Raw genomic sequence first — 13,808 nt, forward strand, 5'->3', positions numbered from 1 at the left:
CGGTGCCATCTCTGTCTACCAGCGCGTTGCGCACCCCCACCCATCCTCCCTCGTCAAGGGGGAGGAGCCCCATCGAGCTCTCCGAAGCTACAATACGAACTTGCTCAGATCCGTGTCGCCGGCGAGGACGCCGACCTTGTCCTTCACAAAGGCCGCATCGATGGTGATGGTCTGGCCCGCCTTGTCGGGCGCGTCGAAGGAAATCTCCTCGACCAGACGTTCCATGACCGTCTGTAGCCGGCGGGCGCCGATATTCTCGACGGTCGAATTGACCAGCACCGCCGCATCGGCGATCGCCTCGATGGCGTCCTGGGTGATCGAAAGATTGACCCCTTCAGTGCCCATCAGCGCCACATATTGCTTGATCAGGCTCGCCTCTGTGTCCGAGAGAATGCCGATGAAATCCTCGCGCGTCAGCGCTTTCAACTCCACGCGGATCGGCAGGCGGCCCTGCAGTTCTGGCAGGAGGTCGGACGGCTTGCTGACATGGAAGGCGCCCGAGGCGATGAAGAGGATATGGTCGGTCTTGACCGGCCCATATTTGGTGGCGACCGTCGTGCCTTCGATGAGCGGCAAGAGATCGCGCTGCACGCCTTCGCGCGAGGGACCACCCTGCACGCCGCCTTCGCGGGCGGCGACCTTGTCGATCTCGTCGATGAAGACGATGCCGTGATTCTCCACCAGCTCGATGGCCTCGGCCTTGAGCTGGTCCTGGTCGAGCAGCTTGTCGGCTTCCTCGGCGATCAGCGGTTCATAGGCATCCTTGACCTTGATCTTGCGCTTCACCCCGCGCCCGCCCATGGCCTGCTTGAACATGTCGGAAAGATTGATCATGCCGATGCCGCCATTGGGCATGCCGGGGATTTCGAAGCCGCCAGTGCCGGCCGAGGGCTGCATTTCGATCTCAACGTCCTTGTCATCGAGTTCATTGTTCCGAAGCTTGCTGCGGAAGCTTTCGCGCGTCGAGGGCGTAGCCGAGGTGCCGACCAGGGCGTCGAGCACGCGTTCCTCGGCATTGTGATGCGCCTGCGCCTCGACATCGCGGCGGCGCTTGTCGCGCAGCACCGTGATGCCGGCCTCGACCAGGTCGCGCACGATCTGCTCGACATCGCGGCCGACATAGCCCACCTCGGTGAACTTGGTGGCTTCCACCTTGACGAAGGGCGCCTGCGCCAGGCGGGCGAGGCGGCGCGAAATCTCGGTCTTGCCGACGCCGGTCGGCCCGATCATCAGGATATTCTTGGGGCTGACCTCGCGGCGCAATTCGGGCGAAAGCTGCTGCCGGCGCCAGCGATTGCGCAGGGCCACGGCCACGGCGCGCTTGGCATCGGCCTGGCCCACGATATGGCGATCGAGCTCGGAGACGATCTCGCGCGGGGAAAAATTGGTTTCACTCATTGTTCTGACTTTCCTGGTGCCTTGTCGAGAAAGCGCACCATCAGGTGTTCGTCGATAAATCGACCGTTCACGAAGAGATAGCGGGGCTCGGTGCCATAGGTTTCAAACCCGAGCCGCTCATAAAGCTTGATAGCCGGGACATTTTCCGACCAGACGCCGAGATGGACCTGCAGCACATGTTGGCTGGCATGGTGCACCAGATGTTCGACCAGGGCCTGCGCCATGCCGGAGCCACGATGCTCGGGTCGCACATAGACCTGGATCATCCAGCCGCGGTGGCGCTCCTTGATACCCTCCGGCCTGAGGAAGGCATTGATGCCACCCAGCGATCCGTCGGGCAGGATAGCGCCGAACACGGTGAGCGCCGAGAGCGTCTCGCGGATATCGGCATCGGACTTCTGCGCAAAGCTCTCGGCCGACGAGACGAAGGCCTCGGGATGATTGGCCAGAGCTTCATGCCGTATGGCGCGGTAGGCCGGGGCATCGTCGAGCCCAAGGCGTCGGATGGAAAAGCTCACGCGTCCAGCTCGATGGTTTCAACCGTCACATTGGAATTGGTGTAGACGCAGATTTCCTCGGCAATTCTCATGGCGCGGCGGGCAATGTCCTCGGCATCAAGATCGGTCGCCTGATGCAGGGCCAGCGCCGCCGAATGCGCGTAATTGCCGCCCGACCCGATGGCGATGACGCCATGGTCCGGGGTCAGCACGTCGCCATTGCCGGTCAGGACCAGCGTATCGGTCTTGTCGGCCACGATCATCATGGCCTCGAGCTTGCGCAGATACCGATCAGTGCGCCAGTCCTTGGCCAGTTCGACGGCGGCGCGCATCAGCTGGTTGGGATATTGCTCGAGCTTGCCTTCGAGCCGCTCGAACAGGGTGAAGGCATCGGCGGTGGAGCCGGCAAAGCCGCCGATCACCGCGCCATTGGCCAGCCGCCGCACCTTCTTGGCGCCATGCTTCATGATCGTCTGGCCCATGGAGACCTGGCCGTCGCCAGCCACCACCACCTTGTTGCCCTTGCGCACGGAAACGATCGTGGTCCCGTGCCAGCCGGGAAAATTGTTGTCGCTCATTGGGGAAGATACTCCGAACTGTTGGCTGATATTTAGGAGGGCGAGCGCGGATTGCAACTCTGCCAGGGCGAAGCGCAAAGCTTCGACATCCGCCGGCCAAGCTCCTCCCCCTTGACGGGGGAGGATGGGAGGGGGTGTGCAACGGACTGGCGGTTTCGGCAGACATCTAGCGCCCCGGCCCCCCACCCCAACCCTCCCCGCGAGGGGGAGGGAGTCACACATCAAGCCCGAAGGTGACGTCAGGTGGCTGCTAGGTTTCAACGCAATCTTTATGCGTTTGCGCATAAGTGCTACAGAGCCGCCGAACGCCGGAGACCAAGCCCATGCGCACCGCAAAGATCGCTCGCAAGACCAACGAGACCGAGATTTCCGTCTCGATCAATCTCGATGGCACCGGCGCGCATGCCATGCAGACCGGCGTGGGCTTCTTCGATCACATGCTGGACCAGCTTTCGCGCCACTCGCTGATCGACATGGATGTGAGCTGCAAGGGTGACCTGCACATCGACTTCCACCACACGGTGGAAGATGTCGGCATCGCGCTCGGACAGGCGATCCGCGAGGCGCTGGGCGACAAGAAGGGCATCCGCCGCTATGCCAGCTGCGACCTGCCCATGGACGGCACGCTGACGCGGGCGGCGCTGGACGTGTCCGGCCGCGCCTTCCTCGTGTTCAAGGCCGAATTCAGCCAGGCCAAGATCGGCGAGATCGACACCGAACTGTTCCGCGAGTTCTTCCAGGCCTTTGCCGTCAATGCCGGGATCACGCTCCACATCGAAAACTTCTATTTCGACAACAACCATCACCTGGCCGAGTCCATGTTCAAGGCCGTGGCGCGCGCCCTGCGCGAGGCGGTGGAGATCGACCCACGCGCGGCCGACCGGGTGCCGAGCACCAAGGGCACGCTCTAGGTTTGGTGGAGGGCGCCCTCGCCCTTCGAGGCCGCTTCGCGGCGCCTCAGGATGAGGGCTCCGCAAGCAATGGGTATTCGGGAGCCTCATGGTGAGGTGCGGAGCGGAGCGAAGCCTCGAACTACGAGGCGGTACGCTCCGCCCTTCCCCCTTGGCCGATTTTCCACTAAGTGGACCCCATCCAGACCTTGGAGTGTCCCCCTTGACCCTCTACGCTATCCTGACGCCCAAGCCCGGCAGCGCTGCCCTGCCCCAGGCCGTGGCGGAAAAATTCTCCTGGTTCGCGGCCCTCTTGCCACCGGTGCATGCATTGGTGCATCGCCTGTGGGACCAGCTGGCGCTGTTCCTTGTGGGGCTGGTGGTCATCGTTCTGGGCGAGGCCTATGTCGGCGCCGATGCCGCCATCTGGCTCTATATCCTTCTGGCACTGGCCTGCGGTTTTGCCGCGCCGGGGGCGCAGCGTCGTGCCTGGCGCCGCCGCGGTTTTCTGCCCGCCGGGCATCGCTTTGCCATCGATACGGATGCGGCCCGGCTGGCCGCCATGGAGGGCAAGGCGTGAGTTCGGTTGCCATTATCGACTATGGCGCGGGCAATCTGCGTTCCGCCGCCAAGGCTTTTGAGCGGGTCGCCGCCGAACGCGGGCTGGGTGACGTCATCACCGTGACCGCCGACCCCGATATGGTCCGCGCGGCCGACCGCATCATGCTGCCTGGTGTCGGCGCCTTTGCCGATTGCATGGCCGGCCTCAAGGCCGTGTCCGGCATGATCGAGGTGCTGGACGAGCGCGTCATCAAGGGCGGCGTGCCGTTCCTGGGCGTTTGCGTCGGCATGCAATTGCTGGCCAGCGAAGGCCGCGAAAAGGTGGTGACGCAGGGTCTGGGTTGGATTCCCGGCGCCGTGGAAAAGATCGCGCCCTCCGACCCGGCATTGAAAATCCCGCATATGGGCTGGAACACCATTTCGGTGACCCGGCCCCACGCGCTGCTCGAGGGTATCGAGACGGGCCCCAATGGCCTGCACGCCTATTTCGTCCACTCCTATCATTTGAAGACCGACGACCCGGCGCACACGATTGCCACGACCGATTATGGCGGGGCGCTGACCGCCTGCGTTGGCCGCGACAATATCTTCGGCACCCAGTTTCACCCGGAGAAGAGCCAGGCGCTGGGGCTGAAACTGATCGAGAACTTTTTGGGTTGGACGCCATGATCCTCTTCCCTGCCATCGATCTCAAGGACGGCCAATGCGTGCGCCTCAAGCTCGGCGACATGGAGCAGGCCACCGTCTTCAATGACGATCCGGCTGCGCAGGCAAAGTCGTTCGAGGACCAGGGTTTCGAATACCTCCACGTCGTCGATCTCAACGGCGCCTTTGCCGGCGAAAGCGTCAATGGCGCGGCGGTCGAAGCCATCCTGAAGACGGTCAATTTCCCGGTGCAGCTGGGCGGCGGCATCCGCACCCTGGCCCATATCGAAAGCTGGCTCGACAAGGGCCTGGCCCGGGTCATTCTCGGCACGGTCGCGGTGCGCGACCCGGAACTGGTCAAGGAAGCCGCGAAAAAGTGGCCGGGCCAGGTGGCGGTCGGCACCGATGCCAAGGGCGGCATGGTGGCGGTTGAAGGCTGGGCGGAAACCTCGGAGCTTTCTGTGATCGAACTGGCCAAGCGCTTCGAGGGCGCTGGGGTTGCGGCCATCATTTATACCGATATCGACCGCGATGGCGTCTTGGCCGGCATCAACTGGGATTCGACGCTGGAGCTGGCGCGAGCGACGTCAATTCCGGTCATCGCCTCGGGCGGGCTCGCCTCCATGGACGATATCGAACGCATGACGCGGCCCGAATACCAGGTGCTCGAAGGCGCCATTTCCGGGCGGGCGCTCTATGACGGGCGCATTGATTCACGTGAAGCACTGGCCATGTTGAGGGCGGCGTGAAGATTCCGGCCAAGTTTCCGTCCCGGTTTTATGGCTTGGCTCTTCCCTTTTTGCTCGTGTTTCCTGGGTTGCCTGGCCTTTTCGGAATGACATCCTTGACTATCGCGCAAGCCAACGGATGCAAGATGATCCCCGGTCAATTTGATGACTGTATGCTAAATGGAGGGCCGTGGGGGTATGTAACACGGCTGTTGTGGGGCTTCGGAACTGTGACGATGCCTATCATGCCATTTGTTAGTTGGGCCTTCGTTGGAGTGTTGACCACTTTTGTGCTGCACTGGACCGTCTGGTGGTGGCAGCACGGACGGAGCCAATGACAGCGAAAGCACGCTTCCCCTGGTGGGTCTATTGGCTACTGCTAGCCCTGATCCTGCTCTTCGCGCTGGCACCGGTCTTCTCGGTCCTGCTCGGCGGCGTCCTGGCCGAAGCCAATGGCTGCGTGCTCAATGAGGGTTCGGTCAATCCCTGCATGATCGGCGGGGCGGATTGGGGCGACACGCTCTATATGCTGTTCGTGATGGGCTGGTTCGCGCTGGCCACCTTGCCCCTGGGCGGCGGCGCGCTGATCGTCTGGCTGGTCATCCTCATCATTCATCGCATCGCCTGGGGGCGGATGCAGAAGGCGACACCATGAGTCTCAAGACCCGTATCATTCCCTGTCTCGATGTGGCCCGCCCGCGACGCCCGCAGCGCAGCGAGGACGCGCAAATCAAGGAAGGAAGCCGCCGGTGAGCCTCAAGACCCGTATCATCCCCTGCCTCGACGTCGCCGGTGGCCGCGTCGTCAAGGGCGTCAACTTTGTCGACCTCGTCGATGCCGGCGATCCGGTCGAGGCCGCCATGGCCTATGACGCGGCTGGCGCGGACGAGCTGACCTTTCTCGACATCACCGCCAGCCATGAGGGCCGCGACACCATTTTCGACGTGGTGGCGCGCACCGCCGAACATTGCTTCATGCCGGTGACCGTGGGCGGTGGTGTCCGGACAATCGAGGATATCCGTAAGCTGTTGTTGGCCGGTGCCGACAAGGTGGCGATCAACTCTGCGGCCGTGAACGACCCTGATTTCATCGCCCGTGCTGCCGACAAGTTCGGCAATCAATGCATCGTGGTCTCGGTCGATGCCAAGCAGCGGCTCGGTCAAAAGGTCGGTGGCGACAATCGCACCGAATGGGAAATCCATACCCATGGCGGCCGCAAGCCGACCGGCATCGACGCCGTCGAATTTGCCGCGCGCATGGTCGATCTGGGCGCTGGCGAATTGCTGGTGACCTCGATGGATCGCGACGGCACCAAATCCGGCTTCGACCTCGAATTGACGCGCACCATTGCCGATAGCGTCGAAGTGCCGGTGATCGCCTCGGGCGGTGTCGGCACGCTGCAGCACCTGGTCGATGGGGTGAAAGAGGGTCACGCCAGCGCCGTTCTGGCCGCCTCCATCTTCCACTTCGGCACCTTCACCATTCCCCAGGCCAAGCGCTATATGGCCGAGCACGGGATTGCCATGCGGATGGACACGGGCGCCGGAAGGGCGGCTTAAGTTCTATTGCAGGCGGAACGGCTTTCCGCCAATGGTCCGCAATGAGGAGACCAGCCTGAATGACCCTTGAAGAACTCGAAGCGCGCATCGCCCAGCGCGCCGCTGCCTCGCCCGAAGAAAGCTACACCGCAAAGCTGATCGCCCGGGGCATCAACAAGGCGGCCCAGAAGCTGGGCGAGGAAGCCACCGAAGCGGTGATCGCCGCCGTGACCCATGATCGCGCCGAGCTGGTCAAGGAAAGCGCCGATCTCCTCTACCACCTGCTGGTCGTGCTCAAGGCGGCCGGTGTGCCGCTTTCCGAGGTGATGGCCGAACTCGACGCGCGGACGGCCCAGTCGGGCCTGGCCGAAAAGGCGGCGCGGGGGACCCAGCCATAATGACCAAGCGCAGCACCGCCCTCGACCCCTATCGCACCTTCACCAAGCAGCAATGGGGCGACCTCAGGAACGGCCAGCCGATGACGCTGACGGCCGAGGATATCGATCGGCTGCGCTCCCTCAATGATCCGATCTCGCTGGCCGAGGCCGAGGAAGTCTATCTGCCGCTGTCGCGCCTGCTCTCCTACTATGTCGAGGCGATCCAGGGCCTGCACCACGTCTCGTCGCGCTTTCTCCATACGCCGGGCGACAAGGTGCCCTTCATCATCGGCGTGGCGGGATCGGTCGCGGTGGGCAAGTCGACCACCTCGCGCATCCTGCGCGCGCTGCTCTCGCGCTGGCCTTCGAGCCCCAAGGTCGACCTCGTCACCACCGATGGCTTTCTCCACCCCAACCGGGTGCTCGAGGAGCGCGGGCTGATGCAGCGCAAGGGCTTTCCGGAAAGCTATGACCGCGCCCGTTTCGTCAATTTCCTGGGTGACATCAAATCGGGCAAGGGCAAGGTGGCCGTGCCGGTCTATTCACACCTGGTCTATGACGTGGTGCCGGGCGAGGAGGTCATTATCGACAAGCCCGACATCCTCATCGTCGAGGGGCTCAATATTCTCCAGCCGGGGGAATTGCCGCGCGACGGCAAGCCGATCCTGTTCGCGTCCGATTTCATCGATTTCTCGATCTATATCGACGCCGATGTCGAGGACCTGCGCGACTGGTATCTCACGCGCTTCTTCCGCCTGCGCGAAACCGCCTTCCGCGACCCGACCTCGTTCTTCCGCAAGTTCTCGGAAATGAGCGAGGAGGAGGCCGGCATTTTCGGGCGCAATGTGTGGGAGACGATCAACCTGCCCAACCTGCTCGAAAACGTGCTGCCCACCCGCGGCCGCGCCGATCTCGTCCTCAAGAAGGGCAAGGACCACCGGGTGGAACAGGTCAGGCTGAAAAGGCTCTAGTAGGTCCCCTGCTGCGGCTGGCTGAGGATAATCAGGTTTCCGTCCGGGTCACGCAGCTTGGCGGTCTTGAAGAAATCGCCGATCGCCTTGGCCACCGGCTTGATGCCATGCAGTTCGAGCCGCGCCAGTTCCTCGGCGATATCGTCGACGATCAGCATGACCACGCTGGCCCCGGCGCGGTCCTCGTCGCTCATCACATGGACCCAGCCACCGCCCGGAAGCTTCCATTCGGCCACATCGACCATGGTGCGCGCATCGGCGGGTCGCCCGAACAGATATTCGTACCAGACGAGGGAATGGCCGAGGTCCTCCACGGCGATACCGGCCAGCACATTGGTGAGGGTCATGAACGGGTCCGTCTTGGTCTTGCGGTCTTGTCCTGCGCACCTTCCGGCCACGGCGTCGCCCGCTCCGGCCCGATGCACGATTGCGAATCGTAGCACAGTCCGCCCATCCGGGCATCCCGGTTGGCGGCGCGCCGTGGCGCTGCTATAGGCGGGAGCAGTGTGAGGGAGTTTGCGTCATGACGGAATTGCGCATCATCGTGGCCGGCGCGGGCGGACGCATGGGGGCGGCCAATATCGCGGCTGTCGCGGCGCATGACGGCGTCGTGCTGGTGGGCGCGATCGACCGCCCCGGCGCGACCGCGATCGGCAAGGATGCAGGCACCCTGGCTGGTATCGAGGCGCTGGGCGTGCCGGTCAGCGATGATGCCGCGGCACTGCTCGACAAGGCCGACGCGATCATCGATTTCACCGCCCCCGCAGCCAGCGTGGCGCTGGCGAAGCTGGCCGCCGAAAGGGGGCTTGTCCATATCATCGGCACCACCGGCTGCTCGGACGCCGATGACACTGCGATCGCAGCGGCCGGCGCTGCGGGTGCGCGCATCGTCAAGTCGGGCAATTTCTCGCCCGGCATGGTGGCGCTGTCGGTTCTGGTCGAGCGGGCCGCAAGGGCGCTGCCCGACTATGATGTCGAGGTGCTCGAAATGCACCACAACAAGAAGGTGGACGCCCCTTCGGGTACGGCGCTGATGCTGGGCGAGGCGGCGGCACGCGGCCGCAATATCAGCCTGAAGGACCATTCGGTGCGGGTGCGCGATGGCCATACCGGCCCGCGCGAGGCCGGCACGATCGGCTTTGCCACGCTGCGCGGCGGCAATGTCATCGGCGATCATATGGTGATCCTGGCCGGGCCCTCGGAACGCATTGAGCTCAATCACCGGGCGCAGGACCGCACCATCTATGCCAATGGCGCGCTGCGGGCTGCCCTCTGGGCTACCGGGCAGAAGCCGGGGCTTTATTCCATGGCCGACGTGCTCGGCCTCAACGACTGAACTTTTCTCGGGTCGGCATCACACCCGACCGCAAACTCGATCCAAGGAAGCAAATATGAGCGGTACGCTGATCCTGGTGCGTCATGGCCAGAGCGAATGGAACCTCAAGAACCTGTTCACCGGCTGGCGCAATCCGGACCTGACCGAAAAGGGCATCGAGGAAGCGCGCGCCACCGGCAAGGCACTCAAGGCCGCCGGCATCGTGCCGGACCTCTATTACACCTCGGCGCTGCGCCGCGCCCAGCACACGCTGGACCTGATGCTCGAGGAGATGGGCATCGACAATGTCACCATCACCCGCAACATCGCGCTCAATGAGCGCGACTATGGTGACCTGGCCGGCCTCAACAAGGACGACGCGCGCGAAAAGTGGGGCGAGGAACAGGTCCATATCTGGCGCCGCTCCTATGACGTGCCCCCGCCGGGCGGCGAAAGCCTCAAGGACACCGCGGCGCGTACCCTGCCCTATTACGAAAGCGAAATCCTGCCCCAGCTCAAGGCCGGCAAGACCGTGCTGGTGGCCGCACATGGCAATTCGCTGCGCGCCCTGGTCATGGCCATCGAGGGCCTGACGCCGGACGAGATTCTCGCCCGCGAGATCGGCACTGGCGAGCCGACCACCTACAAGATCGGCCCCGACGGCAAGCTCGTGGAGCGCGTGACGCTTTAGTCGAAAAGGCCCCCTCACCCGCCGCTTCGCGTCGACCTCTCCCCCAAGGGAGAGGTGTCGCTCCGCGACATTGGCAGGCACCCACCTCTCCCTCTGGGGGAGAGATGGGGCCGCAGGCCCGGGTGAGGGGGCCTTTTGATTCACGTGGAGCTTCGGAGCCGTGCCAAAGGCAAATTCGCTCCAGTGGAGCGAATTTAGGGGAGAAGGTCAGGAGAGCTACGCTCGAATGGCTAATGCGCGGCCGACACCACCCCGGCCTCCCAGCCCAGGATTGCCCGCTTGCGCGGTACGCCCCAGTGGTAGCCGGTGAGCGCGCCCGAGCTGCCCACCACCCGATGGCAGGGCACCACGAAGCTGATCGGGTTCTTGCCCACGGCGGCCCCCACGGCGCGGCTGGCACTGGGCCGCCCGATCCGCTCGGCCACGCTGGAATAGGTGGTGGCCTGGCCGCAGGGGATCTTGAGCAGGGTCTCCCAGACCTTCACCTCGAAATCGGTGCCGATCAGCACCACCCGCACCGGATGTTCTGACGACCAGCGGCCCGGCTCGAAGACCGGCGCCACCAGGGGCGCGATGCGGGCGTCGTCGCGGGTGAAGCGGGCATTGGGCCAGCGATTGGCGAGGTCGGCAAAAGCATCCTCCACGCTCATCTCCGCGTCGGCGAAGCCGAGGCCGGAAATGCCGTATTCGGTGGCGGTCACCACCGCCAGGCCGAAGGGCGACGGGGCCACGCCCCACACCATGTCGATCCCCGCGCCGCCGGCCCGGAACACGCCGGGCGGCATCGCCTCATAGGTGACGAAGAGATCATGCAGCCGCGAGGTCGAGGAGAGCCCCACCTCATAGGTGGTGTCGAGCACGCTCGCCCGTTCGCGCAGCAGGCTCTTGGCATGATCGAGCGCAACGGCCTGGGCAAAGCTCTTGGGGCTGAGCCCGCACCAGCGACGGAACAGGTCGGTCAATTGCCGCTCGGTCAGGCCCAGGGCGCGCGCAAACCGCTTGAGATCGGTGGCATCGGGGCCGGTTTCGCTGAGATAGCGGATGGCGGCGCGGATGGTGTCGTAGTCGCTCTCCGGCGCAAGACTTGCGTGCTGGTTCATGTCCGGTTCTTTCATCAACTGATCCGGCATGGGTCTAGCGTCTGGGCTGCGGGTAGGCGACCCGGATTTGACCGCCTTCAGGCCGCCCGCCGGGCCTTGCGCAGTGCGGCACCGAAGGCCTTGGCAAAGCTCGATTTGTCGGCATTGGAAAGAAAGCTGCCCAGAACGATCTCCCCTTCGCCATGACGCAGGAACACGCCGGTGGTGCGCTCGAAACCGTCGCGTTCGAGACGCAGCTTCACCGCCTTGGGATCGAAGCGCCGCAGCATCTTGTCCTGGCCCGGTGCCGTATCGACGATTTCCAGCTGGTCGGCCCAGAGCGTCACCTGCTGGCTGGTCCGCCGCTGTCGCGACAGGCGAAGGCCCATTACCAAGAGCCCCGTGATGGCGCAGCCATAGGCGACGAGGCCCGGCAAGACGAATTCGGGCATGGCCACGAGAATGGGGACGCCCACGATCCCGGCCAGCACCAGACCGATCCAGCCGCCGGCCATGCGCAGGGACCGGTCAGGCCGCAGGGTTGCGGCGAATAGCGGGGTTGTGGTGGTGACTTGCATCGCTCATGCCTCTTGCCCGAAATACTGGCAGAGAATCGAGGCCGAGAGAATGCCGACTGCCAAAAAAGTGAAGAAGCTGACCCGGGCCGAGGCCGAGGCGATCTTTGCCCGTTTCCATGAGATCGAGCCCGAGCCCAAGGGGGAGCTGGACTACATCAATGCCTTTACGCTGCTGGTGGCAGTGGTGCTTTCGGCCCAGGCCACCGATACCGGCGTCAACAAGGCGACCAAGCGGCTTTTCGAACTGGCGCCCAGTCCGGCAGCCATGGTGGCCCTGGGGGTGGAGCAGATCACCGAGCTGATCAAGACCATCGGCCTTTATCGCGGCAAGGCGAAGAATGTCTATGCGCTGTCCCAGATGCTGCTCGACAGGCATGGCGGCGAGGTCCCTGCCGACCGTGCGGCGCTTGAGGCACTGCCGGGTGTCGGGCGCAAGACCGCCAATGTGGTGCTGAACATCTATTTCAGGCAGCCCACCATCGCGGTGGACACCCACCTTTTCCGCGTCGGCAATCGGACCGGGCTGGCGCCTGGCAAGACCCCGCTGGAGGTAGAGCAGGCACTGACCAGGCAGGTGCCGGAGCGCTTCATGCTGCATGCGCATCACTGGCTGATCCTGCATGGCCGCTATATCTGCAAGGCGAGAAAACCCGAGTGCTGGCGCTGTCCGATTGCCCAATGGTGCCGCTTCGAGCCCAAGACGCCGCTGCCGGTGGGGAAGTAAGGCTTCGCGCAGGAATCGCTGGGTCACCCCACCCTCATTCCCTCCCCATCAAGGGGAGGGAGGCGCAAGGCCGAGGCGCTGGTGGTCATCGTCTCCCTCCCCTCTTGGTAAGGATCAAGGGTGGGGTGGGCGATCCCTGGCACCCAGTTTCTCAGCTGCCGTAGCCGCGCGCCATGGCGGCTGCGAAAATGGGAATGAGAAGCAGTACGCCGGCCTGCAAGTGGACGAACCGACGATTGGCGGCGATCTCGCCAGCAGGCGGAGCGTAGTCTTGATTGCCTTTGCCCGCCTTTGCCCAGCGCCGGATCGCCAGGGTCGGCGGAATGGTCAGCAGCCCCGCGATCACAAAGGCCGCCATCTTGGCCCAGAAGAACTGGTTGCCGACGTAATATTGCCAGCCGACTGCGCCAAAGATCACGCGGACGATCCCAACCACGACCACGATCCCCGCCACCGCGCCATAGGCCGCGTCAATCCGTGCCAGCTGGCTGATCCTGGGGCCCGCAAGGCCCGGCCGCAACAGTGCGAACTCGGCCGCGTAGATGGCAACAAGCGAGAAAACTGCAATGTGATGGGTCGCTGCCAGGATAAGATCGAGATCGGGCATTTGCACTTCTGCCTGCACTGATGTAATCAATGCATACATATCTGAGATACTATGTGATCAATGTCAACATCGTCCAACAGCCCCTATCACCACGGCAATCTCCGGCAGGCGCTGCTCGAGGCGGCGCTGATCATCCTCGAAAAGGAAGGGGAAGCGGGGCTGGGCCTGCGTGATCTCGCGCGCGCGGTGGGCGTTTCGCCCGCCGCGCCCTACCGGCATTTCGATAGCCGCGCCGCCCTGCTCGAAGCACTGGCGGTCACCGGGTTCCAGCGCTTTACGGCGCGCATGGAGGCGGTGGCGGCCAGTGAGCCCGAGAACCCCGTGGCGGCCATGGGCAAGACCTATGTGGTCTTTGCGTTGCAGAACGCCAATCTCTTCCGCCTGATGTTCTCGCCGCAACTGAAAAAGGACGCCCGGCCCGGCCTGGCCATGGCGGCCGACGCGGCTTTCGACACGCTGCGGCACGTGGTGGGCGGTGACGTTGAGACCGGCCGGATCAAGGCACTGGCCTCCTGGGCCAAGGTGCATGGCCTGGCGGTGCTGCTGCTCGACGGACAGATCGCCATCCGCGCCGGCGAGGACACCGAAGCGCTGATCGGCGAGATCATTTCGAGCCTTTGAGTCCGAAACG

The 13,808-nt window shown here is 64.1% G+C and carries 19 protein-coding genes; 12 read left to right on the plus strand and 7 right to left on the minus strand.

The window, feature by feature from the left end; translation table 11 throughout:
* Nucleotides 1-87 precede the first annotated feature (87 nt).
* The 3 genes from hslU to hslV are packed head-to-tail and all read right to left on the minus strand — an operon-like array spanning nt 88 to nt 2,473.
* Entirely contained in the window at nt 88-1,398 is a 1,311-nt protein-coding gene (gene hslU / locus K1X15_RS20105; protein WP_220305303.1) for an ATP-dependent protease ATPase subunit HslU, read from the minus strand.
* A complete protein-coding gene (locus K1X15_RS20110) occupies nt 1,395-1,916 on the minus strand; it encodes a GNAT family N-acetyltransferase (RefSeq protein ID WP_220305304.1) in 522 nt (173 codons plus the stop codon). Before K1X15_RS20110 ends, hslU begins: the two co-directional genes overlap by 4 nt.
* The gene (gene hslV, locus K1X15_RS20115) at nt 1,913-2,473 is read right to left on the minus strand and encodes an ATP-dependent protease subunit HslV (RefSeq protein WP_220305305.1); all 561 of its coding nucleotides are present in this window, start codon (nt 2,471-2,473) and stop codon (nt 1,913-1,915) included. Before hslV ends, K1X15_RS20110 begins: the two co-directional genes overlap by 4 nt.
* A gap of 323 nt (nt 2,474-2,796) precedes the next feature.
* Between hslV and hisB the strand changes: the two genes are divergently transcribed.
* From hisB to coaA, 8 genes are all read left to right on the plus strand, one after another.
* Nucleotides 2,797-3,384 carry an imidazoleglycerol-phosphate dehydratase HisB gene (gene hisB / locus K1X15_RS20120; protein WP_220305306.1) on the plus strand — a complete coding sequence of 196 codons (588 nt, stop codon included), beginning with the start codon at nt 2,797-2,799 and terminating at the stop codon, nt 3,382-3,384.
* A 202-nt stretch (nt 3,385-3,586) separates the two neighbouring features.
* Nucleotides 3,587-3,943, plus strand: coding sequence for a DUF2628 domain-containing protein (locus tag K1X15_RS20125; protein ID WP_220305307.1), 357 nt, complete (start codon nt 3,587-3,589; stop codon nt 3,941-3,943).
* Nucleotides 3,940-4,593 carry an imidazole glycerol phosphate synthase subunit HisH gene (gene hisH, locus K1X15_RS20130; protein ID WP_220305308.1) on the plus strand — a complete coding sequence of 218 codons (654 nt, stop codon included), beginning with the start codon at nt 3,940-3,942 and terminating at the stop codon, nt 4,591-4,593. The genes K1X15_RS20125 and hisH overlap by 4 nt, the downstream gene beginning before the upstream one ends.
* Nucleotides 4,590-5,318: a 1-(5-phosphoribosyl)-5-[(5-phosphoribosylamino)methylideneamino]imidazole-4-carboxamide isomerase gene (gene hisA, locus K1X15_RS20135; protein WP_220305309.1), complete on the plus strand. Its 729-nt coding sequence runs from the start codon at nt 4,590-4,592 to the stop codon at nt 5,316-5,318. Before hisH ends, hisA begins: the two co-directional genes overlap by 4 nt.
* A gap of 313 nt (nt 5,319-5,631) precedes the next feature.
* The gene (locus K1X15_RS20140; protein WP_220305310.1) at nt 5,632-5,952 is read left to right on the plus strand and encodes a hypothetical protein; all 321 of its coding nucleotides are present in this window, start codon (nt 5,632-5,634) and stop codon (nt 5,950-5,952) included.
* Between the two features lie 94 nt (nt 5,953-6,046).
* Nucleotides 6,047-6,856, plus strand: coding sequence for an imidazole glycerol phosphate synthase subunit HisF (hisF, locus tag K1X15_RS20145; protein ID WP_220305311.1), 810 nt, complete (start codon nt 6,047-6,049; stop codon nt 6,854-6,856).
* 59 nt (nt 6,857-6,915) lie between these two features.
* On the plus strand, nt 6,916-7,233 hold the full coding sequence (locus K1X15_RS20150) for a phosphoribosyl-ATP diphosphatase (RefSeq protein WP_220305312.1): 318 nt from the start codon (nt 6,916-6,918) through the stop codon (nt 7,231-7,233).
* Nucleotides 7,233-8,183 carry a type I pantothenate kinase gene (coaA, locus tag K1X15_RS20155; RefSeq protein ID WP_220305313.1) on the plus strand — a complete coding sequence of 317 codons (951 nt, stop codon included), beginning with the start codon at nt 7,233-7,235 and terminating at the stop codon, nt 8,181-8,183. The genes K1X15_RS20150 and coaA overlap by 1 nt, the downstream gene beginning before the upstream one ends.
* Here coaA and K1X15_RS20160 read toward each other — a convergent pair.
* Nucleotides 8,180-8,530, minus strand: coding sequence for a VOC family protein (locus K1X15_RS20160; RefSeq protein ID WP_220305314.1), 351 nt, complete (start codon nt 8,528-8,530; stop codon nt 8,180-8,182). The two genes, coaA and K1X15_RS20160, sit on opposite strands and share 4 nt — an antisense overlap.
* A 176-nt stretch (nt 8,531-8,706) precedes the next feature.
* Here K1X15_RS20160 and dapB point away from each other — a divergent pair, with 176 nt between their 5' ends.
* The gene (gene dapB, locus K1X15_RS20165; RefSeq protein WP_220305315.1) at nt 8,707-9,519 is read left to right on the plus strand and encodes a 4-hydroxy-tetrahydrodipicolinate reductase; all 813 of its coding nucleotides are present in this window, start codon (nt 8,707-8,709) and stop codon (nt 9,517-9,519) included.
* A gap of 55 nt (nt 9,520-9,574) precedes the next feature.
* On the plus strand, nt 9,575-10,189 hold the full coding sequence (locus K1X15_RS20170; RefSeq protein WP_220305316.1) for a 2,3-bisphosphoglycerate-dependent phosphoglycerate mutase: 615 nt from the start codon (nt 9,575-9,577) through the stop codon (nt 10,187-10,189).
* Nucleotides 10,190-10,419: 230 nt separating this feature from the next.
* On the opposite strand, the gene K1X15_RS20175 is transcribed toward K1X15_RS20170, so the two are convergent.
* Nucleotides 10,420-11,304 carry a methylated-DNA--[protein]-cysteine S-methyltransferase gene (locus tag K1X15_RS20175; protein WP_220305317.1) on the minus strand — a complete coding sequence of 295 codons (885 nt, stop codon included), beginning with the start codon at nt 11,302-11,304 and terminating at the stop codon, nt 10,420-10,422.
* Nucleotides 11,305-11,366: 62 nt separating this feature from the next.
* Complete coding sequence (locus K1X15_RS20180; protein WP_240549584.1) at nt 11,367-11,846, minus strand: DUF2244 domain-containing protein; 480 nt, start codon at nt 11,844-11,846, stop codon at nt 11,367-11,369.
* Between the two features lie 49 nt (nt 11,847-11,895).
* On the opposite strand from K1X15_RS20180, the gene nth reads away from it, so the two are divergent.
* Complete coding sequence (gene nth, locus K1X15_RS20185) at nt 11,896-12,570, plus strand: endonuclease III (RefSeq protein ID WP_240549585.1); 675 nt, start codon at nt 11,896-11,898, stop codon at nt 12,568-12,570.
* Nucleotides 12,571-12,721: 151 nt separating this feature from the next.
* Here the strand turns inward: nth and K1X15_RS20190 are convergent, their stop codons facing one another.
* Nucleotides 12,722-13,177 (minus strand): DUF2214 family protein, encoded by a 456-nt coding sequence (locus tag K1X15_RS20190; RefSeq protein ID WP_220305320.1) that lies wholly within the window; start codon nt 13,175-13,177, stop codon nt 12,722-12,724.
* A gap of 60 nt (nt 13,178-13,237) precedes the next feature.
* Here K1X15_RS20190 and K1X15_RS20195 point away from each other — a divergent pair, with 60 nt between their 5' ends.
* Nucleotides 13,238-13,798, plus strand: a complete 561-nt coding sequence (locus tag K1X15_RS20195) for a TetR/AcrR family transcriptional regulator (RefSeq protein ID WP_220305321.1) — start codon at nt 13,238-13,240, stop codon at nt 13,796-13,798.
* The last annotated feature ends 10 nt before the right edge of the window (nt 13,799-13,808 follow it).

The organism is Devosia salina (assembly GCF_019504385.1).
Taxonomy (GTDB): Bacteria; Pseudomonadota; Alphaproteobacteria; order Rhizobiales; family Devosiaceae; genus Devosia; species Devosia salina.

Bases quoted from the DNA above. Each gene is read 5' to 3' on its own strand.
- hslU (WP_220305303.1), bottom strand. From the start codon at position 1,398: ATGAGTGAAACCAATTTTTCCCCGCGCGAGATCGTCTCCGAGCTCGAT.
- hslV (WP_220305305.1), bottom strand. From the start codon at position 2,473: ATGAGCGACAACAATTTTCCCGGCTGGCACGGGACCACGATCGTTTCC.
- hisB (WP_220305306.1), top strand. From the start codon at position 2,797: ATGCGCACCGCAAAGATCGCTCGCAAGACCAACGAGACCGAGATTTCC.
- hisA (WP_220305309.1), top strand. From the start codon at position 4,590: ATGATCCTCTTCCCTGCCATCGATCTCAAGGACGGCCAATGCGTGCGC.
- K1X15_RS20140 (WP_220305310.1), top strand. From the start codon at position 5,632: ATGACAGCGAAAGCACGCTTCCCCTGGTGGGTCTATTGGCTACTGCTA.
- K1X15_RS20150 (WP_220305312.1), top strand. From the start codon at position 6,916: ATGACCCTTGAAGAACTCGAAGCGCGCATCGCCCAGCGCGCCGCTGCC.
- coaA (WP_220305313.1), top strand. From the start codon at position 7,233: ATGACCAAGCGCAGCACCGCCCTCGACCCCTATCGCACCTTCACCAAG.
- K1X15_RS20160 (WP_220305314.1), bottom strand. From the start codon at position 8,530: ATGACCCTCACCAATGTGCTGGCCGGTATCGCCGTGGAGGACCTCGGC.
- dapB (WP_220305315.1), top strand. From the start codon at position 8,707: ATGACGGAATTGCGCATCATCGTGGCCGGCGCGGGCGGACGCATGGGG.
- K1X15_RS20170 (WP_220305316.1), top strand. From the start codon at position 9,575: ATGAGCGGTACGCTGATCCTGGTGCGTCATGGCCAGAGCGAATGGAAC.
- K1X15_RS20175 (WP_220305317.1), bottom strand. From the start codon at position 11,304: ATGAAAGAACCGGACATGAACCAGCACGCAAGTCTTGCGCCGGAGAGC.
- K1X15_RS20180 (WP_240549584.1), bottom strand. From the start codon at position 11,846: ATGCAAGTCACCACCACAACCCCGCTATTCGCCGCAACCCTGCGGCCT.
- nth (WP_240549585.1), top strand. From the start codon at position 11,896: ATGCCGACTGCCAAAAAAGTGAAGAAGCTGACCCGGGCCGAGGCCGAG.
- K1X15_RS20190 (WP_220305320.1), bottom strand. From the start codon at position 13,177: ATGCCCGATCTCGATCTTATCCTGGCAGCGACCCATCACATTGCAGTT.
- K1X15_RS20195 (WP_220305321.1), top strand. From the start codon at position 13,238: ATGTCAACATCGTCCAACAGCCCCTATCACCACGGCAATCTCCGGCAG.